We start from the raw sequence: 23,387 nt of genomic DNA, 5'->3' as shown, positions 1-23,387 counted from the left end.
TGCCTGGAGCCTGCCCCATGCGTTCTGTGCTGGTCACCGCCATTGTTTCCGCTGCTGTTCTGACCGGCTGCGGCGCGCCTGCGCCCAGCCTGGGGCCGGATGGCGGGCCGGACGGGGCGCGTTCAGCGCCGGACCTGCGGCTGGACCGTGGCCCGGCGCGCGAGCGGGGCGAGGCGCTGACCATCGAGCGAGTGTTCGGATCGCCCAGCCTCACCGGCCCGTCGCCGCGCGGCCTGCGCTTTTCGCCCGACGGGGCGCGGATCACCTTCCAGCGTGCGCGCGAGGATGACCGCACCGTGCTGGATTTGTGGGCCATGGATGTGGCCGGCGGGCGGACCTACCGCCTGGTGGATGCCCGCGCGCTGGTGCCGCAAGAGGGCGAGCTGTCCGAAGCCGAGATCCAGTATCGCGAACGCGCGCGGATCTCGCAGACCGGCGTGGTGGCCTATGACTGGGACGCCGAAGGGCGCGCCATCCTGGTGCCGATGGACGGGGATTTGTTCCATGTCGATGTGGAGAGCGGCGAGGCCCGGCGCCTGACCGAGACGCCTGAGTTCGAGACCGATGCCCGCATCAGCCCGGACGGGCGCCATGTCTCCTTTATTCGCGACCAGAATCTCTGGGTCCATGATCTGGAGACGGGTGCGGCGCGCGCCCTGACCGAGGAGGGCGAAGGCGCGGTCAGCTGGGGCGTGGCCGAGTTCGTCGCCCAGGAAGAAATGCGCCGCTTCACCGGATACTGGTGGTCGCCGGACGGGTCGCGCATCGCAGCGGCGCGCATCGACGAGACGCCGGTAGATATCGTGCCGCGGTTCGGTATTACGGCTGAGGGCGTGAATGTCGCCGACCAGCGCTATCCGCGCGCGGGCACCCCGAACGCCCTGATCGAGCTGTGGGTCATCGATGTGGCCAGCGGGAACCGCGTGCAGGTCGATCTGGGCGCGCAGACCGACATCTATCTGGCGCGCGTGAACTGGAACGAGGCGGGCGACCGCCTGTATGTGCAGCGCCAGAACCGCGGCCAGACGCAACTGGACGTGCTGGGCGCCGACCCGGCGACGGGTGCCAGCGACCTGGTGCTGCGCGAGGAAGCGGAGACCTGGATCAATCTCTCCAGCGACCTGACCCCGCTGGCGGGCGGCGGCTTCCTGTGGACCTCCGAGCGCACAGGATTCAGGCATATCTACCATGTGGACGCGCAAGGCGGCGTGCGGGCGCTGAGCCAGGGCGAGTGGGCGGTGGACCGCATCACCGGCCTCTCGGGCGATGGCGCGACGGTGTATTTTGAAGGCTGGGTGGAGACGCCGCTGGAGCGGCATCTCTACGCCGTGGCGTTCGAGGGTGGAACGCCCGTTCAGATCACCCGCGGGGCGGGGCGCTGGAGTGCGTCGCTGGGCGAGGGCGGGACGGCCTATATCGGCACATATTCCGATCCCGATACGCCGCCCCAGACCGGGCTGTATTCCATCGACGGGTCGCGCATCGCCTGGATCGAAGAGAATGCGCTGGATGAAGACCACCCCTACCACGCGTTTCTGGACGCCCATGTCTCGCCGGAGTTCGGCACGCTGACGGCGGCGGACGGGCAAACCGAGCTGCACTGGTCCATGCTGCGTCCTGACCATTGCACGGCCAGCGCGCGCTGCCCGGTCATCGTGCAGGTCTATGGCGGGCCGCTGGTGCAGACGGTCACGCGCGGCTGGGTCAATCCGCGCGACCAGCTCTTCCCGGCCCACGGCTATATCCTGTTCAAGCTGGACAATCGCGGCAGTTCCAATCGCGGCCACGCCTTCGAGGCGGCGCTGCACCGGCGCATGGGGATTGTGGAGGCGCAGGACCAGCTGGCGGGTCTGGATTACCTGCAGGGGCTGGATTTCGTGGACCCGGACCGGATCGGGCTGTGGGGCTGGTCCTATGGCGGGTATATGGCGCTGATGACCACATTGCAGGCACCGGGGCGCTTCGCGGCGGCGGTGGCGGGCGCGCCGGTCACCGACTGGGCGCTGTACGACACCCACTACACCGAGCGCTATATGGGCATGCCCGACGAGAACGCGGCCGGGTATGAGGCCGGGTCGGCATTTGCCCATCTGGATGGTTATGAGACACCGACGCTGATCATTCACGGCATGGCCGATGACAATGTCACGTTTGATCAGTCCACCCGCCTGTTCGCGGCGCTGCAGGCGCGCGGCGAGCGGTTTGACATGATGACCTATCCCGGCGAGCGCCACGGCGTGCGTCCGCCGCCGCTTCAGGTCCATCTGTGGCGCACGATTTTCGGGTATTTCGAACGCGAGATGCCGCAGGAGTAAGCGGCCTGCCCGTCACTGGCACGAACCGTGCGTGATCCCCTGCGAGCGCGCCTTGGCGCGTACCGCAATGCGACGGGGATCGATATGACCGAGCCTGTGCTGATTGACTGGAGTGAGGACAAGCGCGCGGAGTTCCGCCAAGGCGTGATGACCGCGCGGCATCGTCTTCACATGGCGCCGGAGTTTACCGATCTGGCGCTGGCGGCGCTGCTGGAACGCCATCCGCGCGAACTGACCGATATCTGCACCATGGGCGACGACCCGGCAGACCGCGAAAGCTGGCGCGCCGGCTCGGCATGCAACATGTCCGGCACGCAGCTGATCGAAGCCGTCCGCGAAGGCAAGCTGTGGATCAATCTGCGCGAGGCGATGAATCAGGACCCGGTCTACAAGCCGCTCTTTGACGCCCTGTTCGCCCAGCTCAAGCGCCTCAATCCCGACTACCGCCCCCTGAGCGCCTATGGCGGGATCCTGATTTCCTCGCCCCGCGCGCAGGTCTTCTATCATGCCGACGTCTCGGAGACGCTGCTGCTGCACGTGAAGGGCAAGAAGCGCTTCCGCATCTACCCGCCGCACGCGCCCTGGCTGAGCAATGCCTCCATGGAGCGGATCCTGCACAAGACCCAGACCGAGGACATTCCGTTCGACCGGGCCTGGGATGCCGACGCGGCGGTAATCGATCTGACGCCGGGCAGTTTTGTGAGCTGGCCGCTGCACGCCCCGCACCGGGTGGAGAATCTGGAAGGGCTGAACGTCTCCATCACCTGCGAGGTGGTGACGCGCCAGTCCATGATGAAGAATGCCGTGCTGCACGCCAATGGTGCCCTGCGCCGGATGGGCTTCCAGCCGCGTTCTGCCAGCCCGCATGGTCTGCAGGCGGTGGCGAAGCTCGCCTTCTCCAAGGCCTGGAAGCTGGGGTCAAAACTCACCGGCGCACGCAAGCCCATGCCCAAGAGCGAGGAGACCTTCGACGTCGATCTCGCCAGCGAGGCCGGCTATCGCGACCGCGCCGCGGCGGCCTGACCTGTCGCGTTTGTAAGTGGCAGACCGGGCGTGGGCCTGCAATCGTGGCGATTGCACAAGCCCGGGATGCCCCATGACCCATTTCCTGCCCTTCGTGGCGGCATGTCTCGCCGCAAGCCTGTCCGCCGCCGCGCACGCCCAGCTGCCGCCACCGCTTGAGGCAGCCCTGTCGACGCCCTTGACCGAAAGGACGCCGCTGCGCATGGCCATGCGCTGGACCATGGAAGGCGAAAGCGTCACGTTCGAGATGCGCCCATCCGGTGACGGGCCGCCGGCTTACCGCCTGCTGGAACCGGACGAGGCGGCGCTGAGCGAGCGTCAGCGCGAGGTCTGGACCTCGGTCACGCGCGAGCGCACTCCTGACGCCGGCGATGACGAGGGATCGAGCCGGCCCGGGGCCGGGGTCAATGTCGGGTCGGTTGATTTCAGCGGCTTGCGCGCGGCGATCGGAGGCCGTGCGACGCTGGAGCAAACCTTGCCCGACGGGGCGCTGGTCTACAGTTTCGCGCCCAGGGCCGTGCCGGGTGGCAATGAGACCCCCGAGGCGATGCTGGAGGCGCTGCGCGGGGAGGTGATTGTCGATCCCCGGCGGGGCGAACTGCAGAGGTTCCGCCTGTTTGCTGCGGACAGCTTCAAGCCCAATCTGGCCGCGCGGATCGACCGTTTCTCACTGCGTCAGGACTACGTGCATGACGCCACGCTCGACGGGCCGCGCTTTGCTGCGTTTGAAATGAGCATGGCCGGCTCGGCGGCGTTTCAGCGGTTTGACCGGACAATGTTGATCGAGCTGCTGTCGGTGGACTGGCATGATGGCGAGGCTGCCGCCGAAACCCTTGGCGGGGACGCTGACTCGCCCTAGGTCTGGGGCATGCCGCTTCATCTGGTCAAACTCTGCGTGGGTGCCGACTCCATCGAGGATCTCGAGGCGTGGCGCGATCAGATTGCGCCGGGTGGCCGGCTCATGGCCCACACCACCCGCATGACGCCCAAGCGCGCAGCAGAGCTGGCCGAGGGCGGGTCGCTCTATTGGGTGATCAAGCGGCTGATCCAGGTGCGCCAGCGCATCGTGGAGCTGGAAGAGTTCACCGACACAGAGGGCGTGAAGCGCTGCACGATCTGGCTCGATCCCGAGCTTGTGCGCACCGCGCCCGCGCCGCGCCGGCCGTTTCAGGGCTGGCGCTATCTCAAGGCTGAAGACGCCCCGGCCGATCTGTCGGTGCAGACCGGCGGGGAGGAGTTGCCCGACGCCCTGCGCTCGCAGCTGATCGAGATGGGTGCCTGGTGACGGCTGGCCTGCGCAGGCAGGACCGCCGGACCGGCGTTAGCGGACAGCGGTGATCGTGCGGCCGTCCTCTGCGGTCAGCACCAGCCCGGTTCCGTCCTCGCTGGCCTGATAGCTCACGGCCTGGCTGAGCAGGGTCAGGAAGGTGCGCTCCTGCTGCATGCGCTCATCGGCGCAGGCCATGCGCGTCGTGCTCAGGGCACCAAAACTCAGCGCGCTGGCGTCGGCCTGATACTCGCCATTGAACCGGTTGCATCCGGCGCTGCCGGTTACGCCATTGGGCAGGAAGGCGATGGTCGGCGCAGCTTCGGCCAGAGCCGCCTGGCCTTCAATCTCCGTCACTGTCCATTCAGGACCGATCAGGGCGTTCGCGGCTCCAGCCTCCAGCACAGTGTCCTGCGCCGCCTCACCGGCGGGGGCGGCTGCCGTATTCGCGGCGGGATCGGGCGCGCTGCAGGCGGCCAGCAGCGCGGCGGACACGGGAAGGGCGAAGGCGAGGCGGATCATGGCAAGGCTCCTGTCATGCAGCGCTTCAACGCGCAGCCTGATCGCGAGCCTATCATGCTCCGCCTTGCCCGTGCAGGGGTCTCAGCCGCGCGCGCCGGCCACGTGAACGTCCGGCCCGGCGGGCACAACTCCGCTGGGATTGATCATGTCATGGCTCTCGTAATAGTGCCGCTTGGCGTGATCGAGATCGAACAGGTCCGCCACATCCCCGTGGGCATGCAGGCGGCGGGCATACGCCGACAGGTTGGGGTAATCGATCAGGCGCTTGAGATTACACTTGAAATGCCCGTGATAGACCGGGTCAAAACGCACCAGCGTGGTGTAGAGCCGCCAGTCGGCTTCGGTCAGCGTATCGCCCGTCAGCCAGCGACGGCCGTCGGCCAGGCGGTCTTCCAGCCAGTCGAGGCTGTCGAACAGCGCCGTCACGGCGCTTTCATAGGCGGACTGGCTGGTGGCAAAGCCAGAGAGATACACGCCGTTATTCACCGTGTCGTAGATGCGCGTGTTGAGCTCATCGATCTCGCCGCGCAGGGCCTGCGGGTAATAGTCGCCCGCCTTTGCACCCACGCCGTCAAAGGCGGTGTTGAACATGCGGATGATGTCGGCACTTTCATTGGAGACGATGGTCGAGGTCTGCTTGTCCCACAGCACCGGCACGGTCACCCGGCCTGAATAGTCCGGCGCGGCGGCGGTGTAGACCTGGTGCATGAATTGCGCGTTGTTGACGGGGTCCGCGATCACGCCCGGCCCGTCCTGGAAGGTCCAGCCGTTTTCCTTCATCAGCCAGTGCACCACGGACAGGGAGATCGTGTCTTCCAGCCCCTTGAGGCGGCGGAACACCAGCGTGCGGTGCGCCCACGGGCAGGCCAGCGAGACATAGAGGTGATAGCGGCCGGGTTCTGCCTTGAAGCCGCCCTCGCCGGTCGGGCCGGGCGCACCGTCAGGGGTTACCCAGTTGCGGAAGACGCTGTTCCAGCGCTCGAATTTTCCACCGGTGGATTTGGTGTCATACCATTCGTCTTTCCAGACGCCGTCGATCAGCCGGCCCATGGGGAGGCCTCCTTTTTGATCTGCTTGCAGGTTTGGGGTGCGAGGCGGGCGATCAGAACCGGCCTTGCTGAAAGTCCAGCATGGCCTGGCGCACCTCGCCCTCGGTGGTCATCACGAAGGGGCCGGCCCAGACAACGGGCTCGCCGATGGGATAGCCTGCCGCCAGCATGAGGCGCGCGCCGTCCGGCCCGGCCTCGATGCGCACGGTATCGCCAGGGCCATAGACGCCCAGCTGAGCCTCGCTCAAGCTGACGCCGCCCGATGTGACCGAACCGGAATGGGTGGCGATGAAGGCGGTCTTGCCGCTCGGGACGGGTTCTTCAAATACGCTATCGGGGGCCATGCGCAGCTCGGCATAGAAAGGCTCCACGGTGATGTCGCGCACCGGTCCCTCCACGCCGGTGGAGGTGCGCCCGGTGACGATCTTGGCCGTGACGCCCTCCCGTTCATCGGCCGGGATCTGGGTCTCGGCGAATTCCTGATAGCCGGGGTCTTTCATCTTTTCGGCGCGGGGCAGGTTCACCCAGAGCTGGAACCCGCTCATCAGCCCGTCATCCTGCTGCGGCATTTCAGAGTGAATGATGCCGCGCGCGGCGGTCATCCACTGCACGCCGCCCGGCCCGATTACGCCTTCATGGCCCTTGTTGTCGCGATGCTGCATCCGGCCTTCGACCATGTAGGTCACCGTCTCGAACCCCCGGTGGGGGTGAGGCGGGAAGCCGGCGAGATAATCGCCCGGATCATTGGAGTGGAACTTGTCCAGCATCAGGAACGGGTCCAGCACGCGCAGGGCGGGCGTGCCCAGAAGGCGCGTCAGCTTCACACCGGCGCCATCAGAGGCCGGCATGCCGCGTGTGGTCTTGACGATGGGGCGAAGGGACATGGCGCTTCATCCTTGCTGGGATCCGTGTGGTGTGCGCCCAACATGGCCATGCAGGGCGGCGCTGGCGAGGGTGCGCGCCGGCCAGATTGTGTTTCCGCGCGCGCAACACTGCGGGCAAATCGCGCCGCACAGCGCATGGACAGACAGGCGGCAGGCGGCTACGGCTCCTGCCGCATAGCAAGATCAGGATATCCGCGCATGACGAGCGAGCCGTTTGTACTGGGCTGGGAAGAATGGGCCGCCTTCCCGGGCCTGGGCCTGCCCGCCATCAAGGCGAAAGTCGATACCGGCGCGCGCACCAGCGCCCTGCATGCCGTGGCGGTCGAGCAGTTCGGCCCCGACCGCGCACCCCAGGTGCGCTTCATCATGCATCCGATCCCTGAACGCCCGGATCTGGAGATCATCTGCGCGGCTCCCGCCGTGGACCGGCGCGAGGTGATCTCGTCCAATGGCGAGAGCGAGCTGCGCTGGGTCATCAAGGTTGACGTGCGCATGGGCGAGCGCACCTGGCCCATCGAGGTGACGCTGACCAATCGCGAAACCATGCAGTACCGCATGCTGCTGGGCCGCTCTGCGATCCTGGACGATATGGTGGTCAATCCCGGTCAGTCCTGTGTGCAGGGCCAGCTGTCCTACGATCTTTACGGCGACGCGCCGCGCAAGCCGCCTGTGCGCCGCCCCTTGCGCATCGCGATCCTGACGCGCGAGCCGCGCAATTACTCGTCACGGCGCCTGAAGGAGGCCGCCGAGGCGCGCGGTCACGTGGCCGAGATGATCAACACCGCGCGGGTCACCATCGCCATCAACACCCTCGCCCCGGCGGTGTATTTCGACGGGCGGCGCCTGTCGCGTTTCGATGCGGTGATCCCGCGCATCGGGGCGTCCATGACCAATTACGGCATGGCGGTGCTGCGCCAGTTCGAAATGACGGGGGCGTATATCCTGAACTCGGCCGAAGCCATCGGGGCCAGCCGTGACAAGCTTTACGCCCATCAGCTGCTGGCGCGCGCCGGGATCGGCATGCCGACCACCGCCTTCGCCCACTCGCCCAAGGACACGCGCAACCTCATCGAACACGTGGGCGGCGCGCCGCTTGTGGTCAAACTGCTGGAGAGCACGCAAGGACGCGGCGTGGTGCTGGCCGAGACGCGCAAGGCCGCTGAAAGCGTGATCGACGCCTTCCGGGGCCTGGACGCCAACTTCATCGTGCAGGAATTCGTCAAGGAAGCCGGCGGTGCGGACATCCGCTGTTTTGTGGTGGGCGGCAAGGTGGTGGCGGCGATGAAGCGCCAGGCCCAGGCTGGCGAGTTCCGCTCCAACCTGCATCGCGGCGGCGAAGCCCAGCCGGTGCGCATCACCCGCGAGGAGCGGGCCGCGGCGATCAAGGCGGCGCGGGCCATGGGCCTGTCCGTGGCAGGCGTGGATCTGCTGCGCGCCGAGTCCGGGCCCAAAGTGCTGGAGGTCAATTCCTCGCCAGGGCTGGAGGGCATCGAGGCGACGTCAAAAAAGAATGTCGCCGATCTGATCATCGAGCATGTCGAGACCCATGTGCGCACGGTCTCGGCGCGTCCCGCGCGGCGCAGCCAACGCAGCGCGCCGCCTCCCGCCCAATAAAAACCCCGCGAGACCGGGGCGCGGTCTCGCGGGGCTTCGTCGTCCGGGCGCGGGGCAAGGGGGGACAGGCCACGCCCGGTCAGATCAGGCCTGTTACGGCATGATCACGGCGTCGATCACGTGGATCACGCCGTTGGAGGCTTCGATGTCGGCGCTGATGACCGTGGCACCGTCAACGGTGACCGTGCCGTCTTCACCGACGACCAAATTGACCGTGCCGCCCTGCAGGGTGGGCAGGTCATACGTGCCGGCCGGGGTCTCGGCGGCGAGGTATTTGCCCGACACCACGTGGTAGGTCAGGATCGCGGTCAGCTGATCGCGGTTTTCTTCTTCAAGCAGGCTCTCGACCGTGCCGGCGGGCAGGGCGGCGAAGGCTGCATTGTTGGGCGCGAACACCGTGAACGGGCCTTCGCCGGACAGGGCTTCGACCAGCTCGGCAGCCGTGACTGCGGCCACCAGGGTCGAGAAGTCGTCATTGCCCGCGGCGATTTCGACGACGTTCTGCTCCGTCGCAGCGGTGTAGCCACCGCCATGATGGTCGGCCAGCGCGGTCGCGGAAACGGCGCCAAGGGCGAGAACGGACGAGGCGAGAAGGGTGGTGATACGCATGGGGAGTGCTCCTTGAAGGGGCTGTTGATCGGTTGCCTAGCGCCGCACCGCGTTGAGCGATGCAGCGGTTCTAGTGTGTATAGAACATGCCAATATACGCATCGGTTCCCGTCCCGGATCACCCAGGCGCCGGGATGACCGAAAGTTAATCTTGCGAGGGGGAAGCGGCGCGGTTGTCGATCAACCGTGTTGTGCCCACCCGCACCGCCGCCAGAACCCGTGCCGGGCGGTCCAGCCGGCCCGGCCCGAGCGCCGCCAGCGACTGCGCGCAGCGCGCCGTGACATAGTCGACGTTGTCAAAGGCTTCCCGCGCGGCGTTTAGCGCCGTCGCTTCGGCCTGTGCGATGTCACCGCCCGCTTCCAGCTGCGCGGCGAAACCGGCAAGGATGACATTGAGCCGGCCTGCGCGCTGGCGGTCGGCGGGCGACAGATAGGCGTTGCGCGAGGACAGGGCGAGGCCGTCCGCCTCGCGCACGGTGTCGCCGGCCTCGATGCGCGTCTCCAGATCCAGATCGGCTGCGAGGCGCCGGATCACCAGAAGCTGCTGGTAATCCTTTTCGCCGAACACGGCCACGTCGGGCCGGACCTGATTGAGCAGCTTGGTCACCACCGTGGCGACGCCGGAGAAGAAATGCGGGCGTGCCGCGCTTTCCAGCCCTTCAGCCGGGCCGGTCAGGGTGACTGTTGTGGCAAAGCCGTCCGGGTACATGTCGCGGGCGCGCGGCGCGAACAGGAGATGGCATCCGGCTTGGGCCAGCTTGGCGGCGTCGGCGTCCATCGTGCGCGGATAGGCGTCGAAATCCTCGCCGGGGGCGAACTGGGCGGGATTGACGAATATGCTCGCCACCACCCGGTCGCAGCGCGACAGGGCCTGGGTCACCAGCGCGATATGGCCCGCGTGCAGTGCACCCATTGTGGGGACGAAGCCGATGGTGAGCCCGGCCGCCCGCCAGCCCGCGAGGACGGCGCGCAGGTCACTGACAGCGCTGACGAGGGGAAGGGGACGGGTCAAGACGCGCGGGCTCCGGCAATTCATGGCGGCGCGCACGCTAGGCGCAGCAGGGGCGCGCGCGCAAGCGCGCGACTCGGTGTATGGGCTCAGACCATGAAGCACGCGATTGCGATTTTCTCCGCCTTGAGCGTATCGGCCTGCGGGGCCACCACCGCGTCGTCCGGCTCACCTGAAGCCATGCGCGCGGCGGCGCTGGCGCGCCTGCTGCAGGAGACCGCGGCGCAGGACCCGGCGCGCATCGTGGCGGCGGACGCCGAGATGACGGCGCTGGAGCATGCGCTGCGGGCGCGGCCGGATGCCCCGCCACCGGCCGCTGCGCCGGAACCCGCGCCCCTGCCTGCGCCGGATCTGACCGGCGCGCGGTCGGTTCTGCATGGCGTGCATCTGACCTCCTATCGCGATCCCGCCCATGTGGTGGCGGGCTGGCGGGCGCTGCAGGCGACACTGCCCGCCCTGGACGGGCTGAGTGCACGCGTGGTGCCGGCTGATCTGGGTGAGCGGGGCGTGTATCTGCGCCTGAAAGCGGGACCCTTTGACAGCCGGGATGCGGCGCAAGCCTGGTGCGCGCAGGCGCAGGCGGGCGGGCATTGGTGTCAGGCGGTGGATTTCACCGGCACGCCTGTGGCCGTGCCGGACGGCGGATGACCCCTTCTCAACGCCGCACGCTGGTGTATCCATGAGGCCCGCCTGAGGGCCTGACACCCATGTCCAATTCGAACGCCGAACGCTCGATGCAGTCTGAGCCGACCGACGGGTCGGCCCATGTCATTGTCGTGGGCAATGAAAAGGGCGGGGCGGGCAAATCCACCGTCGCCATTCACCTGGCTGTGGCGCTGATGCGCATGGGCAAGACGGTAGGCGTCGTCGATCTCGATCTGCGCCAGGCGACCCTGACGCGCTATCTTGAAAACCGGCGGCGCTGGGCCGAGCGGCGTTCGGCGGCCCTGCCCATGCCGCTGGAGCAGACCGTGCCTGCTCCGGCGACGCGCAGTCTCGATGAGGCCGAGGCCGAGGAGCAGGCCGCCTGGGACGCCGCGCTGGCGGCGCTGAAAGCCGAGTGCGACTTCATCATTGTCGATGCGCCCGGCGGCGATACGCATTATGCGCGCCTGGCCCATGCCAGCGCCGACACCATTGTCACGCCCATCAATGACAGCTTTGTCGATTTCGCGCTGCTGGCCGATGTGGACCCGGAAACCTTCGAGGTGGGCCGGCCCAGCGTCTACGCCGCCATGGTGTGGGAGTGCCGCAAGCTGAAAGCGCGCTCGCAGCGGCGCACGATTGACTGGGTGGTCATGCGTAACCGCATCTCCATGCTGGATGCGCTCAACAAGCGCCGGGTGTGGGAGGGGTTGAAGAAGCTTTCCGAACGCATCGGCTTCCGCCTGGCGCCGGGGTTTTGCGAGCGGGTGATCTATCGCGAGCTGTTTCCCGCGGGGCTGACTTTGCTCGATCTCACCGAAAGCGGCTCCAAGGCCCCCTTCACCATGAGCCATGTGGCCGCCCGCCAGGAATTGCGCGAGCTGATCATTATCCTCAAACTGCCCGGGCTCGCGGGTGCGCGCATGCCGTTCTGACCGGAGGGCGATGATGAGCCTGCTCATACCCTTTCTGGCCGCCATCGGCGCTTTGCTGGCGCTGGCGTTCGCGTTCTCACGCATGAAGACCGAGAACGCCGCCCTGCTCTTGCGGGTGGGCCTCGGCGTGACGGGCGTTGTGGGCGGGATTTTGCTGACCGTGCGCGGCCTGGCCGTCGCCGGTATTCCGGTGCTGGCCGCGGGGCTGGGCCTGCTGGGGGTGGCGGCGCGGGGCGGTCAGGACAGCAAGGGCGGCGCGTCAGGACCGGGTGAAGACGCCGCTTCAGGCCCGCGCCAGCCGCCGCCGGGCCGCGCCCGGCCCGGTGCAATGACCCGGCGCGAAGCCGCGCAAATCCTGGGCGTCTCCGAAACCGCCAGCGAGGACGAGATCCGCCACGCCCACCGCGAGCTGATGAAAAAACTCCACCCCGACACCGGCGGCTCCGGCCCGCTGGCGGCGCAAGTGCAGGAAGCACGGGATGTGTTGTTGGGGTGAGAACCCCTCACTTCAACCGCGGCACCGCAATCCCCAGCGCGCCTGCCGGTGCGGGCACCGGTTTGTAGCGGTAAAGCTCCGCAGGCCGTCCGCCGGTGCGGCTTTCCAGCTGGCCGGTGCCGGTGACGAAGCCGGCGCGGTCCAGCGCGCGGCGGAAATTCTGTTTGTGCAAGGGGAAGCCGGAGATGGACTCGGCGAGCTTTTGCAGGTGGGAGAGGGTGAACAGGTCCGGCGTGAGTTCGAACACGATGGGGCGGTATTTCACCTTGCCGCGCAGTCTGGAAAGGGCCGTGGCCAGGATGCGCCGGTGGTCCGACGCCATGGTCTCGCCGATGCGCAGGGCGCCGTTTGGCGCCTCGTCGCGGTCGCGGGCGGCTTCGGCGACCAGTTCGGCCTCGTACAGGAGTTCGTAGCGGTCCAGCGCCCGCTCTTCGTTCCACGGCGCGCCGTCCAGGCCAAAGGTGGCGCGCACGCGCTGGGAGCGGGCGGCGCGCCGGCCCGGGGCGGCGGCCTCGTCAGCCCAGGAGCGCAGGGCGGGCTCTATGGAATCGGTGAGAATGGCCGGGCGGCCCTCGCGGTGATCCTCCCAGGGAAAGAAGCGGGTGACGTCCACCCAGCGGGCTTCTTCGCCCTTGAGGGGGCGGGCTTCATGGGCGAGGCCCAGATAGCCCACCGAAATGACCCGCGCGCCCTGGGCGCCGGCCAGGGCCGCCACCGGCGCCTCGCGGCCCATATCGCCGAACGTGTAGAGCTGTTCGACATAGCCGAGCTCGAACCCGGTCTGGCCGCGCACCCATTCGCGCAGGCCGATCTCGAAGGTGCGGTGGGTTTCAGGATCGAACGGACCGAAGGGCAGGGCGGTCTGGCCGCCCTCCAGGCTTTCAGTGACCAGAACCTGCAGCTCGCCCTCGCCATCAGCGGCGAAGATCACGGCGTTCAGCCCGACGACCAGACGGCCGAGCTTGGACGGGTCGATATCGGGCTTCATCGCGCGCGCTCGCGCTCGGCGCCGGCCAGCAATTGCTCGAACCGGTCGAGGAATCGCGCCTGCGCCTCGGGGGCGGGCAGCGGGTTGATGGTCAGGCGCACGCCTGCCGGCGGGCGGCCGAACAGCTTGCGCGCTTCTTCGGTGGAGAAACCGGCGATCTGGGTGGCTTCAAAGAAGGCGCAGGTCTTGTCGGCGCGCTTGATCACGGCCTTGATATCGGCGGGCAGCTCAGCGGGCAGGCCGTAGCGCATGTTCACCGCCCCTTCGAGCCTGGCTTCCACAATCTTGTAATCATAGCCCAGAGCGGCCTTGAACGGCGAGATCATGTCGCCGATCACGTATTCGGCCGCATCATGCAAGAGCGCGCCCAGCTGCCAGGCATAGGGCCAGTCGGGCTTCAGGCGCTGGCACACGCGCTCCACGACCACCGAATGTTCGGCCACCGAAAAGGCGTGCTCGCCCGAGGTCTGACCATTCCATCGCGCCACCCGCGCCAGGCCGTGGGCGATGTCGGATATCTCGATATCCATGGGCGAGGGATCGAGCAGATCGAGCCGGCGCCCGGACAGCATGCGCTGCCAGGCGCGCGGCGGCGGGACCGGTGAAGGGGCGCGGGTCAATCGATCAGGCTCCGGGTTATCGCTCTATGCGTTCCGTCCTATCGCGAAACGGCGTAAGTTCAAGGCATGCTGCTGGCGCATTACGCCGCCGCCGTGCGAGAAAAGGAGCCGTTTATGAGACCGGAACGCTTGCTGGTCGCCCTTCAGGGAACCGAGGCCGATGCCGCGCCGCTGGATGCTGCGGTGACGCTGGCACCGATTTTCAACGCCGATCTGCGCGGCGTGTTCGTGGAGCCTGATCCTGCGGCCTACATGCTGTGGACGGGTCCCGGCGCGGCAGGTGCGTCGGTGGTGTCGACCGCGCTGGATGCCGTGCGTGAGGAAGCCGACATTTACGCCAAGGCTGCGGCCGCGCGGTTTGACGCGGCGGTGGAGGCGGCTGGCCTGAAAGGCGCCAGCAGCTTCCGGCGCATCACCGACAGCCCGGCCGAGGCCGCGCAGCAGGCCCGTCTGGTGCGCCTGCTGGTGACCTGCCCCGATGCCGCTGCCGGCAAGGGGCCGTTGGCTGATTTCACCACGGCTTGTCTGGTGGACGAGGGCTGCCCGGTCTTCGTACCGCGGCGCGGTGCGATGGCGCCCAAAACCATCGCCGTGGCGTGGGACGGATCCAAGGAAGCCGCCCGCGCCGCCTTCGCCGCGGCGCCTTTCTTCACCGAGGGGGTGGACGTCACCATCCTGCACAGCCCGAAAAATCTCGACTTCAGCGACCGCGCCGCGGCCGCGCCCAACCGGCTGGCCAACTGGCTGCGCCCGCGCGGGATCGAGGCCCGCACGGTAGAGGTGAAGCCTGACGGTCCGCTGGGCGCGGCGCTGGTGGAGGCGGCTGCTGGCGCTGACCTCTTGGTGGCGGGTGCCTATGGCCAGTCGCGCATCGCCCAGTTCATCTTTGGCGGGGTCACGCGCTCGCTGCTGAGCGCCACGGATGGTCCGTCGCTGTTGATTGCGCACTAGCCGCCGGGAGCGGATCGCGAGTCTGACCCCGGCGCCTCAAAGCCGTGCGTGAGCGCTCCAGATGCGGGCGCCACGTGCGCGCGCCGTGTCAAAAAGCGATCCGACCGCTGACAAACTGTCAAACACGCGCTCCGCTTTGCTGCACACGCGAAGGGGAGCGAAGCGATGGACGAGACGGCATTTGCAGGCGGAGATGTGGCGTGGCTCCTGACCGCGTCCGCGTTGGTGCTGATGATGACCTTGCCGGGGCTGGCGCTGTTTTATGGCGGCATGGTGCGGCGCACCAATGTGCTGTCCACGCTGATGCAGTCCCTGGGCGCGGCGGCGCTGGTGACGCTGACCTGGGTCATCGCGGGATACTCGTTCGCGTTCGCAGGCGAGGGGGCGCTGTTTGGCGGATTTGACCGGCTCTTCCTGTCCGGCCTGACGCTGGACAGCGCGGTGGGCGGCATTCCCGAGAGCGGCTTCATCCTGTTTCAGCTGACCTTTGCCATCATCACCGTGGCGATTATCGCGGGGGCGGCGGCCGAGCGCCTGCGCTTTTCAGCCTGGATGGTGTTCGTGCCGATCTGGCTTCTGCTAGTCTACGCCCCCATCGCCCACTGGGTCTGGGGCGGCGGTTTCCTGAGCGAGGCGGGCGTGCTCGATTTCGCAGGCGGGGCGGTGGTGCACATCAATTCCGGCGTGGCGGGGCTGATCCTGGCGCTGAAGCTCGGCCCCCGGCGCGGCTGGCCGAAAGAGGGCGCGCCGCCGCATAACCTCGTCCTCACCGTGATCGGGGCGGGCCTGTTGTGGGTGGGCTGGTTCGGGTTCAATGGCGGCTCGGCGCTGGAGGCCAATGCGCTGGCGGCGCACGCGGCGCTGGTCACCCAGATCGCCGCGGCGACGGCGGCGCTGACCTGGGCGGGGCTTGAGTGGATTTTGCGCGGCAAGCCCAGCGTGCTGGGCGCGGCGTCGGGTGCCATTGCCGGTCTGGTGGGCATCACGCCCGCGGCCGGATTTGTGGAGCCCTATGCGGCCTTCGTGATCGGGGCGCTGGCCGCCGCGGCGGCCTATGGCGGCGTGACGATCCTCAAAGCGAAACTGAAATACGATGACAGCCTGGACGCGTTCGGCCTGCACGGCATTGGCGGCTTTGCCGGCGCGGTGCTGACCGGCGTGTTCGCCGCCACCGCCGTGGGCGGCGCTGCGGGCGCGGTGGAAGGCAACTGGCTGATCGTATGGACCCAGACCTGGGGCGCGCTGGCGGCCGCGGCCTGGTGCGCCATTGCGACCTTCATCATCCTGTGGGTGCTGGAGCGCTTCATGACATTGCGTGTGGACGCCGAGGACGAGGTCACCGGCCTCGACATCGCGCTGCACGGCGAGAGCGCCTGACGGCTCTCCTGCAAACGGTTCCTCCCTGACTGGTCCCCGGCGGTTCGCCCGCCGGGGATCTTTTTTGTCAGCGCTATTTCGGCCCCAGCATGGTCTCGGGCCGCACCGCCTTGTCGAACTCTTCCGCCGTAACAAAGCCCAGGCGCACCGCTTCCTCGCGCAAGGTGGTCCCGTTCTTGTGGGCGGTCTTGGCGACGGTCGTGGCGTTGTCATAGCCGATGCTCGGCGCCAGCGCCGTGACCAGCATGAGCGAGCGCTCCATCAGATCGGCGATGCGGGTTTCATTGGCCTCGATGCCCGCCACGCAGTTCTCGGTGAAGCTCACCGCCGCGTCGCCCAGGAGGCGCGCGCTGGTCAGCACGTTCCAGGCGATCATCGGTTTGAACACGTTGAGCTGGAAATGGCCCTGGCTGCCGGCGAAGCTGACGCCGGCGTTATTACCCATGACCTGGGCGCAGACCATGGTCATAGCCTCGGCCTGGGTGGGGTTCACCTTGCCCGGCATGATGGACGAGCCCGGCTCGTTTTCCGGCAGGTTGAGCTCGCCAATACCGCAGCGCGGGCCGGAGCCGGACAGGCGGATATCCTGCGCGATCTTGAACAGCGACACGGCGGCCGAATTGAGCGCGCCATGGGCTTCCACCATGGCGTCTTTCGACGCCAGCGCCTCGAACTTGTTGGGCGCGGTCACAAACGGAAGGCCCGTGAGCGCAGCGGCTTCTTTTGCGAACGCCACATCAAAGCCCGGCTTGGCGTTGAGGCCGGTGCCCACCGCTGTGCCGCCCTGGGCCAGCTCATAGAGCGCAGGCAGCGCCGCCTCGACCCGGCGGATGGCGTTTTTGACCATGTGGGCGTAGCCGGAAAACTCCTGCCCGAGGGTCAGGGGCGTGGCGTCCATCAGATGGGTGCGCCCGATCTTGATGATGTCCTTGAACGCCTCGGCCTTGGCGGCCAGTGCCGCGTGGAGCGTGGTCAGCGCAGGCACCAGATCGCGCACGAACACTTCCGCCGTGGCGATATGCATGGCGGTGGGGAAGACGTCGTTGGAGGACTGGGACCGGTTCACATGGTCATTGGGGTGGACCGGGTCTTTCGAGCCCACCACGCCGCCCAGGATCTCGATGGCGCGGTTGGCGATCACCTCATTGGCGTTCATGTTCGACTGGGTGCCCGAGCCGGTCTGCCAGACCACCAGCGGGAAATGATCATTGAGCTTGCCTTGAGCCACTTCCAGCGCGGCGGCGGCAATCGCATCGCCCAGGCGTGGCTCGAGATTGTCCAGCGCCATATTGGCCTTGGCCGCGCAATGCTTGACCACGCCCAGCGCGCGCACCAGCGGCAGAGGCTGGGTCTGGCCGCCAATGCGGAAATTGATCAGCGAGCGGGCGGTCTGGGCGCCCCACAGCTTGTCGGCGGGAACGTCCAGCGGGCCGAACGAGTCGGTCTCTGTGCGCATGTCAGTCATCGGGCTCGCTCCGGTCTTGCTTGATCAGGTCCGCAGGCGGACAATGTGGGGTCTTGATGAGTCGGACGTGTAGCACCCGGCCCTGACAGATCAAGCCGGACATGGATGCGGCGCGCCGCGCGAAAGGGAATGCCCACATGCAAGCAGCAGCCAGCAAGGGATCGCTCAATCTGCGTGTGGATGCGGTCACGGCCAGTTCCGATCGCTTCAACACGCTGATCGGTGCCTTTTTCGCGTCGGAGTTCAAGCGCCCGCGCGACGGCGCTTTCGAGGTCGTGGTCGAGATTGAACGTGCATCCGATATGCCCGCCCACGATGTCGATCAGGTCGCCAAAGCGGTGGTCGAGGGGCTGACCGGCGTGGTGTTCCATGATGGCAGCCAGATCGAGCGCCTGCATGTGGAGAAGACCATAGGGGACAGGGCCCGGGTGAAGGTCCGCGCCCGGCCGATCCGAGCGCCCGAAGCCGCCTGAGCTGAGCCAGACGGCTTAGCCCTCGCGCCGGTAGACCCCGTCAATCACAAGATCGCCGGCGCGCGCCGCGAGATAGGTGCGCATGATCGCTTCAAGCTGATCAAGCGAGGTGAGACGGCAATAACCTTCGGCGTCGAGCGCCACGCCTGCCTCCTCGCGCGCGGCGTCGGCCAGCATGTTGCAGTCGGCCATGTGATAGCTTGCCATGGCACCGCCGGCATACACGAACATGATGCCATACCCGTATCCGGCCTCGCCGGGGAATTGGGCGATATACGTGTCCTCATGCAGCTGGCGCAGGCGCGCGTTCTGGTGAGGAAAGTTCACATCGTCCGAGACGTAGCGGCGGCGCTGGTTGCGCAACTCGCCACGCCAGGTGAACCCGCCCCATTCGGTCCCGTCGGGATGGGTGGGCGTGTGCACCCACACCCCGTCCTGCAGCGGCGTATCAGCACCCCAGAAGCCGATCAGTTCGCGGTCGGAATAGAAGCAGCCGCCCAGTGCCAGCGCAGCGATCCCAATGGCAATGATCGGGGCGGCGGCCCGCAACAGGCCTGCGATCACGGCGTCGCCCCGATGAGCGCTTCGGTTGCCCGGATCAGCCAGGCTGCCGCGTCGCCGTCCAGCCGGGGCAGGACGCGCTTGCGAACCTCGGCGTGATAGCCGTCGAGCCACACCATCTCGTCCGGGGTCAGAAGGGTGGTGTCGATCAGGCCGCGATGAATGGGTGCCATGGTCAGGGTTTCAAAGCCCAGCATCGCCCGGTCGCCCTCCTCAACCGGCTCGGCCGGGGTGACTACCTGCAAATTCTCGATCCGGATGCCATAGGCACCAATCTGGTAATAGCCCGGCTCGTTGGAGACGATCATGCCGGGTTTGAGCGGGATAGAATTGCCCGCCTTGGCTATGCGTTGCGGGCCTTCATGGACGCCCAGATAGCTGCCCACGCCGTGCCCGGTGCCGTGGTCATAGTCATGCCCGGCCATCCACAGCGGCGCGCGCGCCAGCACGTCGAGGGCGGCACCGGGCGTGCCGGCCGGAAAGCGGATGGCGGACAGGGCAATATGCCCTTTGAGCACAAGGGTGAAGTGGCGGCGCATCCGGGCTGTCGGCTCGCCGATCGGCACGGTGCGCGTCACATCCGTGGTGCCATCAGGATACTGACCGCCGGAATCCACCAGATAGAGCGAGCCGGGCTCGAGCTTGAGCGTGGAGGCGGTGTTGACGCGGTAGTGCGGATACGCCCCGTTGGGGCCGGCCGCCGAGATGGTTTCGAAGGACAGATCCTTCAACTCGGGCAGGGCGGTGCGGAAGCCTTCCAGCTTCAAAGCCGCCTCGATCTCGTCCACATGACCAGACTGGGCCTCGGTGTCGAGCCAGTGCAGGAAGCGCACCAGCGCCTCGCCGTCGCGGATATGGGCCTGGCGCGCGCCCTCGATTTCCACAGCGTTCTTGCACGCCTTGGGCAGAAGGACCGGATCGGGCTTTCGCTGGATGCGCGCCCCGCCGGCTTCGAGCTGCTGGAACACCCACACCGACGTGCCGGCCGGATCGACCTGTACGGTCTTGCCCGAGAGGGCCTTCAGTGCATCGCCGAGCTCGCTTTCGGGGCGCACCGCCACTTCATTGCCCAGATGGGCGCGGGCGGCGGCGGTGAGCTTGGCTTCATCGATGAACAGCGTGGCGCGCCCGTCACCGTCGAGGATCGCAGAGGCCAGCGGCAGAGGCGAGCAGGCCACGTCCCCGCCGCGCACATTGAACAGCCAGGCGATGGAGGGTGGGCTGGTAATCACGGCCGCGTCCGCGCCATCGCTGGTGATGTCGCGCGCGATGCGCCGGCGCTTGGAGGCGTGATCCTCGCCGGAGACGCTTTCAGGATGGGGCACGACAGCCGCCGACGGCGCTGCAGGCCGGCCCTGCCAGGCGGTGTCGATGGGGTTGGTGTCCAGGGCAACCAGCTCGGCACCCGCAGCGCGGGCACCCTCTTCCAGGCGGGCCAGAGCATCGGGCGCGTGCAGGCGCGGGTCATAACCGATACGCGCGCCGCGCGGTGCGTGGGCCTTCAGCCAGCCCGCAGGGCCCGGCTCGATCAGGTCGGCATATTCGAACAGATCGCCATCGACCTGCGTCTTGACCTGCTCGGTGTAGCGCCCGTCGATGAAGACGGCGGCCTTGTCGCTGAGCACCACCGCTGCGCCAGCCGAGCCGGTGAAGCCGGTGGCCCACGCCAGGCGCTCGGCGTTCGCAGGCAGATACTCGTTATTGTACTCATCCTCATGAGGGATGATGAAGCCGTCGAGCCCGGCGGTTTTGAGCGCCGCACGCAGCTGGGGCAGGTGGTCGCGGCCCAGATGCGGACCGCCTTTCACGTCGAAGGACTGGATGGGTTTTGTCATGTGTCCAAACTACGCCCGCGCGCGACGCCGATCAATCCGCTGCATGCGGCGCGCGGCGTGTTTTGGTTCCCGAGCAATTCTGCATGGGCGCTCTGCGTTTTTGGCGCTGGCAAGGGCTGGGGGCGCGGCGCATATCGCAGCATCTGCCGACGCCCGAACGATGTCCGTTTCGCGGCCCGCCCGTCTGGAGCCGTCCCATGTTTCACGCCGAAGACCATCTGCGCCTGAGCGGCGCGTCCCAGCCTCCCGCTCACGCGCGCGTCCGCCGCGGCTTGCGTGTGGAAGCGCGCAACACCGACGTGAACGCCTTCTTTGATCGCATCGGCCTGTCGCATCTTGCCCGCCGCGCCTGAGCGCGCGGTGCCGCGCGCTCTTGCCTCAAGCGGCCCCGCTAAGGCATATCAGGCCGCGAGCGCGGGTATGATGTAATGGTAGCCTGTCAGCTTCCCAAGCTGAACGCGCGAGTTCGATTCTCGCTACCCGCTCCAGACCCGATGTGCGCGCAGGCTGGCTGAACCCGGCTGCCTTGCCGCTGCTGCCGTCTTTTCTCCATTCATGCCGCCGCAGTGCGCGCCAGCCCCTCGGCGCGCAATTGACTTGATCAGCGCTTTTAGCTGGGCACAATGAGCTCAACGCGCCGATCAAATAACAAGAGGGGAATCCATGATACGGACTTTCACAGCCATGGCAGCGGCCGCCGTGACGGCGGCGACAGCCTGGTGGTCGCCTGCCGGGGCGCAGTCAGTTGTGCCTCTGGAGGCCTATGCCCGCTTGCCCAACGTGCAGTCGGTACAGATTTCGCCCGATGGCCAGCGTGTCGCCATGATCACGGGCGCCGAGCGCGATCAGATGTACGCCATCGTGACCCCGCTGGGGGGGGGACAATCTGTAGCGATCCCGGGCTTCGCCGAGAACATTTCCGATGCCCTGCTCTTTGGCGTCAGCTGGTTATCGGACGAGCACTTGCTGATCACCTACCGGCAGCGCATCCGCGTGCCGGGCGGCTCACTGCAGGACGCCGATATCGGCAGCCGCTACGTCTACAACCTGACCAATGGCGAGGCGCGCCTTCTGGAGCGCAATGCCAGCATCGAATCGCGTCTGCCGGACTCGCCCGACACGATCCTGATATCGGCGTCCGTGGCAGCCGGCGGCGGAACTACCGTGGCGGCCGCGCGCGGCCGCGGGGNTGGTGAAACCATCAACCTCTATGAGTACAATCTGGACACCGGCAATTACCGCCGCCGCTTTGTCGGGTCGACCAATACGGTGAACTGGGTGCTCGACGACAATGCCGAGCCTTACATCCGGCAGGACAATGACAGGTCGCGCACGCTTTGGCGCGTCTTCCGCCAGACCGGCAACCGTGCCAACCTGGTGTATGAAGAAAGCTACACGCTTGAGCGTTTCGGCCGGGCCGGGCGCCGGGCGATCTCGGCCATGTCCAACCTGGTGGGCCTCGATCACCAGGGCCGCGGCATCTGGTTCAGCCAGCTGGAAAACCGCAATCATCTGCGTGCCTACCTCTTTAACCCCGACACCGGTGAGGTGTCCCTGCCGAACCTTCCCCAGGGCCGTTTCGACTTCAGCGGTTTTCGTATGGACTGGCGCACGGGCAAGGTGATCGGGGCTGTCTGGAATGAAGAGCGGGCACGTACAGTCTGGTTCGATTCCGAGTTTCAGTCTTTGCAGGACCAGCTGGAAGGCCTGTTCCCGCTATCAGAGGTCACCCTGTCCAACTGGGACCTCAGCGGCCAGCGCATTATTGTCGCGGTTCAAGGCGGGGACGTGTCCTCGGAATTCTACCTTCTCGACCGCAGCAGCGGTGAGATGGCCTATCTGACGACAGCTTATCCTGAGCTGGATCCCGAGCGCATTCATCCTGTCGAGATCGTCAACTACACGGCACGCGACGGGCTGGAGCTGTTTGGATACCTGACCCTGCCGATGGACCGCGAGGCGGACAATCTGCCGCTGCTGATCGTGCCGCATGGCGGCCCTCAGGCGCGGGATACTTACGGGTTTGATCCGCTCTTCGCCCAGCCCTATGCCGACATGGGTTATGCGGTGTTCCAGCCGCAATTCCGTGGCGGTTCGGGCCTGGGTCTCGACTTCGTGCGCCGGGGGCACGGCCAGTGGGGCCGCGCGATGCAGAACGACGTCTCCGACGCCGTGCTGCATCTGGCCGATCTGGGCGTGGTCGACAGTGACCGCGTGTGCATCTGGGGCTGGTCCTATGGTGGCTACGCGGCTCTGGCGGGCTATGCGCTGACGCCCGAGCTCTATCGCTGTGCCATCGCCGGCGCGCCGGTGTCTGACATCCAGACCATGATGTCCTGGCAGGCCGACCAGCTCGGCGGCCGCGGTGCGGTGGACTACTGGACCGAGTACATAGGCGACTGGCGCGTGAACCGCGATCAGATGCGGGCGATTTCGCCGCTGCAGAACATCGCCAACACCAATATGCCTTTGATGCTCATCCATCCGCTGGAAGACAATATCGTTCCCGCCAGCCAGTCCCAGCTGATGTATGATGCGGTGCGCGCCGCCGGCAAGCCGGTGGAGTACATCCCGATTGAAGGCGACGGCCATAACCTGCTGTTCCGCCGGACCCGCCTCATCACGCTCGAGGCGACCACCCGGTTCCTAATGGAGCACAATCCGCCTGATCCGCGCTGATCTGACGGGCTGGTCTGACGCGCCTTGCGCGGGTCAGACCAGCCCCGGCGGTCTGTGACTATGGCTTAAA

At 67.1% G+C, this 23,387-nt stretch carries 23 protein-coding genes and 1 tRNA gene; 14 read left to right on the top strand and 10 right to left on the bottom strand.

Annotation, left to right across the window (positions count from 1 at the left end):
- Window positions 1-17: 17 nt before the first annotated feature.
- The 4 genes from L2D00_07670 to L2D00_07655 all read left to right on the top strand — a co-directional run bounded on the left by L2D00_07670 (window position 18) and on the right by L2D00_07655 (window position 4,623).
- On the top strand, window positions 18-2,315 hold the full coding sequence (locus tag L2D00_07670; GenBank protein ID WBQ11731.1) for a S9 family peptidase: 2,298 nt from the start codon (window positions 18-20) through the stop codon (window positions 2,313-2,315).
- Between the two features lie 84 nt (window positions 2,316-2,399).
- A complete protein-coding gene (locus tag L2D00_07665) occupies window positions 2,400-3,338 on the top strand; it encodes a cupin-like domain-containing protein (protein ID WBQ11730.1) in 939 nt (312 codons plus the stop codon).
- Window positions 3,339-3,411: 73 nt separating this feature from the next.
- Window positions 3,412-4,197 carry a hypothetical protein gene (locus L2D00_07660; protein ID WBQ11729.1) on the top strand — a complete coding sequence of 262 codons (786 nt, stop codon included), beginning with the start codon at window positions 3,412-3,414 and terminating at the stop codon, window positions 4,195-4,197.
- 9 nt (window positions 4,198-4,206) lie between these two features.
- Window positions 4,207-4,623 (top strand): DUF1489 domain-containing protein, encoded by a 417-nt coding sequence (locus tag L2D00_07655; protein ID WBQ11728.1) that lies wholly within the window; start codon window positions 4,207-4,209, stop codon window positions 4,621-4,623.
- Between the two features lie 36 nt (window positions 4,624-4,659).
- On the opposite strand, the gene L2D00_07650 is transcribed toward L2D00_07655, so the two are convergent.
- The 3 genes from L2D00_07650 to L2D00_07640 all read right to left on the bottom strand — a co-directional run bounded on the left by L2D00_07650 (window position 4,660) and on the right by L2D00_07640 (window position 7,060).
- Window positions 4,660-5,127, bottom strand: coding sequence for an META domain-containing protein (locus L2D00_07650; GenBank protein ID WBQ11727.1), 468 nt, complete (start codon window positions 5,125-5,127; stop codon window positions 4,660-4,662).
- An 81-nt stretch (window positions 5,128-5,208) separates the two neighbouring features.
- Complete coding sequence (locus L2D00_07645; GenBank protein ID WBQ11726.1) at window positions 5,209-6,177, bottom strand: glutathione S-transferase family protein; 969 nt, start codon at window positions 6,175-6,177, stop codon at window positions 5,209-5,211.
- 52 nt (window positions 6,178-6,229) lie between these two features.
- A complete protein-coding gene (locus L2D00_07640; protein ID WBQ11725.1) occupies window positions 6,230-7,060 on the bottom strand; it encodes a pirin family protein in 831 nt (276 codons plus the stop codon).
- Window positions 7,061-7,258: 198 nt separating this feature from the next.
- Between L2D00_07640 and rimK the strand changes: the two genes are divergently transcribed.
- Window positions 7,259-8,674, top strand: coding sequence for a 30S ribosomal protein S6--L-glutamate ligase (gene rimK / locus L2D00_07635; GenBank protein WBQ11724.1), 1,416 nt, complete (start codon window positions 7,259-7,261; stop codon window positions 8,672-8,674).
- A 93-nt stretch (window positions 8,675-8,767) separates the two neighbouring features.
- Here rimK and L2D00_07630 read toward each other — a convergent pair whose 3' ends face one another.
- Window positions 8,768-9,283 (bottom strand): fasciclin domain-containing protein, encoded by a 516-nt coding sequence (locus L2D00_07630; GenBank protein ID WBQ11723.1) that lies wholly within the window; start codon window positions 9,281-9,283, stop codon window positions 8,768-8,770.
- 145 nt (window positions 9,284-9,428) lie between these two features.
- The gene (gene panC / locus L2D00_07625) at window positions 9,429-10,295 is read right to left on the bottom strand and encodes a pantoate--beta-alanine ligase (GenBank protein WBQ11722.1); all 867 of its coding nucleotides are present in this window, start codon (window positions 10,293-10,295) and stop codon (window positions 9,429-9,431) included.
- 93 nt (window positions 10,296-10,388) lie between these two features.
- On the opposite strand from panC, the gene L2D00_07620 reads away from it, so the two are divergent.
- From L2D00_07620 to L2D00_07610, 3 genes are read left to right on the top strand one after another with little or no spacing between them, the layout of a single operon-like run.
- Window positions 10,389-10,940 carry an SPOR domain-containing protein gene (locus L2D00_07620; protein WBQ11721.1) on the top strand — a complete coding sequence of 184 codons (552 nt, stop codon included), beginning with the start codon at window positions 10,389-10,391 and terminating at the stop codon, window positions 10,938-10,940.
- 59 nt (window positions 10,941-10,999) lie between these two features.
- A complete protein-coding gene (locus L2D00_07615; GenBank protein ID WBQ11720.1) occupies window positions 11,000-11,872 on the top strand; it encodes a division plane positioning ATPase MipZ in 873 nt (290 codons plus the stop codon).
- A 13-nt stretch (window positions 11,873-11,885) separates the two neighbouring features.
- Complete coding sequence (locus L2D00_07610; protein ID WBQ11719.1) at window positions 11,886-12,368, top strand: DnaJ domain-containing protein; 483 nt, start codon at window positions 11,886-11,888, stop codon at window positions 12,366-12,368.
- Between the two features lie 7 nt (window positions 12,369-12,375).
- On the opposite strand, the gene L2D00_07605 is transcribed toward L2D00_07610, so the two are convergent.
- Entirely contained in the window at window positions 12,376-13,356 is a 981-nt protein-coding gene (locus tag L2D00_07605; protein ID WBQ11718.1) for an NAD regulator, read from the bottom strand.
- Window positions 13,353-13,976: an HD family hydrolase gene (locus L2D00_07600; GenBank protein WBQ11717.1), complete on the bottom strand. Its 624-nt coding sequence runs from the start codon at window positions 13,974-13,976 to the stop codon at window positions 13,353-13,355. The genes L2D00_07605 and L2D00_07600 overlap by 4 nt, the downstream gene beginning before the upstream one ends.
- Before the next feature lie 114 nt (window positions 13,977-14,090).
- Here L2D00_07600 and L2D00_07595 point away from each other — a divergent pair, with 114 nt between their 5' ends.
- Both L2D00_07595 and L2D00_07590 read left to right on the top strand, forming a co-directional pair.
- The gene (locus L2D00_07595) at window positions 14,091-14,927 is read left to right on the top strand and encodes a universal stress protein (protein WBQ11716.1); all 837 of its coding nucleotides are present in this window, start codon (window positions 14,091-14,093) and stop codon (window positions 14,925-14,927) included.
- 165 nt (window positions 14,928-15,092) lie between these two features.
- Entirely contained in the window at window positions 15,093-16,304 is a 1,212-nt protein-coding gene (locus L2D00_07590) for an ammonium transporter (protein WBQ11715.1), read from the top strand.
- A gap of 73 nt (window positions 16,305-16,377) precedes the next feature.
- Here L2D00_07590 and fumC read toward each other — a convergent pair whose 3' ends face one another.
- Complete coding sequence (fumC, locus tag L2D00_07585) at window positions 16,378-17,769, bottom strand: class II fumarate hydratase (GenBank protein ID WBQ11714.1); 1,392 nt, start codon at window positions 17,767-17,769, stop codon at window positions 16,378-16,380.
- A 137-nt stretch (window positions 17,770-17,906) separates the two neighbouring features.
- Here fumC and L2D00_07580 point away from each other — a divergent pair, with 137 nt between their 5' ends.
- The gene (locus tag L2D00_07580) at window positions 17,907-18,242 is read left to right on the top strand and encodes a RusA family crossover junction endodeoxyribonuclease (protein WBQ11713.1); all 336 of its coding nucleotides are present in this window, start codon (window positions 17,907-17,909) and stop codon (window positions 18,240-18,242) included.
- A 15-nt stretch (window positions 18,243-18,257) separates the two neighbouring features.
- Here the strand turns inward: L2D00_07580 and L2D00_07575 are convergent, their stop codons facing one another.
- Together L2D00_07575 and L2D00_07570 are read right to left on the bottom strand one after the other, a co-directional pair.
- Entirely contained in the window at window positions 18,258-18,806 is a 549-nt protein-coding gene (locus L2D00_07575) for a hypothetical protein (GenBank protein ID WBQ11712.1), read from the bottom strand.
- Window positions 18,803-20,638 carry an aminopeptidase P family protein gene (locus L2D00_07570; GenBank protein WBQ11711.1) on the bottom strand — a complete coding sequence of 612 codons (1,836 nt, stop codon included), beginning with the start codon at window positions 20,636-20,638 and terminating at the stop codon, window positions 18,803-18,805. Before L2D00_07570 ends, L2D00_07575 begins: the two co-directional genes overlap by 4 nt.
- A gap of 197 nt (window positions 20,639-20,835) precedes the next feature.
- Here L2D00_07570 and L2D00_07565 point away from each other — a divergent pair, with 197 nt between their 5' ends.
- The 3 genes from L2D00_07565 (at window position 20,836) to L2D00_07555 (ending at window position 23,317) form a co-directional block, all read left to right on the top strand.
- A complete protein-coding gene (locus L2D00_07565) occupies window positions 20,836-20,991 on the top strand; it encodes a hypothetical protein (protein WBQ11710.1) in 156 nt (51 codons plus the stop codon).
- Between the two features lie 61 nt (window positions 20,992-21,052).
- Window positions 21,053-21,126, top strand: a tRNA-Gly gene (locus L2D00_07560).
- Window positions 21,127-21,301: 175 nt separating this feature from the next.
- A complete protein-coding gene (locus tag L2D00_07555) occupies window positions 21,302-23,317 on the top strand; it encodes an LpqB family beta-propeller domain-containing protein (protein WBQ11709.1) in 2,016 nt (671 codons plus the stop codon).
- Window positions 23,318-23,387: the final 70 nt, after the last annotated feature.

Source organism: Hyphomonadaceae bacterium BL14, from assembly GCA_027627705.1.
Lineage (GTDB): Bacteria > Pseudomonadota > Alphaproteobacteria > Caulobacterales > Maricaulaceae > Oceanicaulis.
The sequence above is the reverse complement of the archived record's forward strand: the minus strand, read 5'-3'. Positions and strand labels throughout refer to the sequence as shown.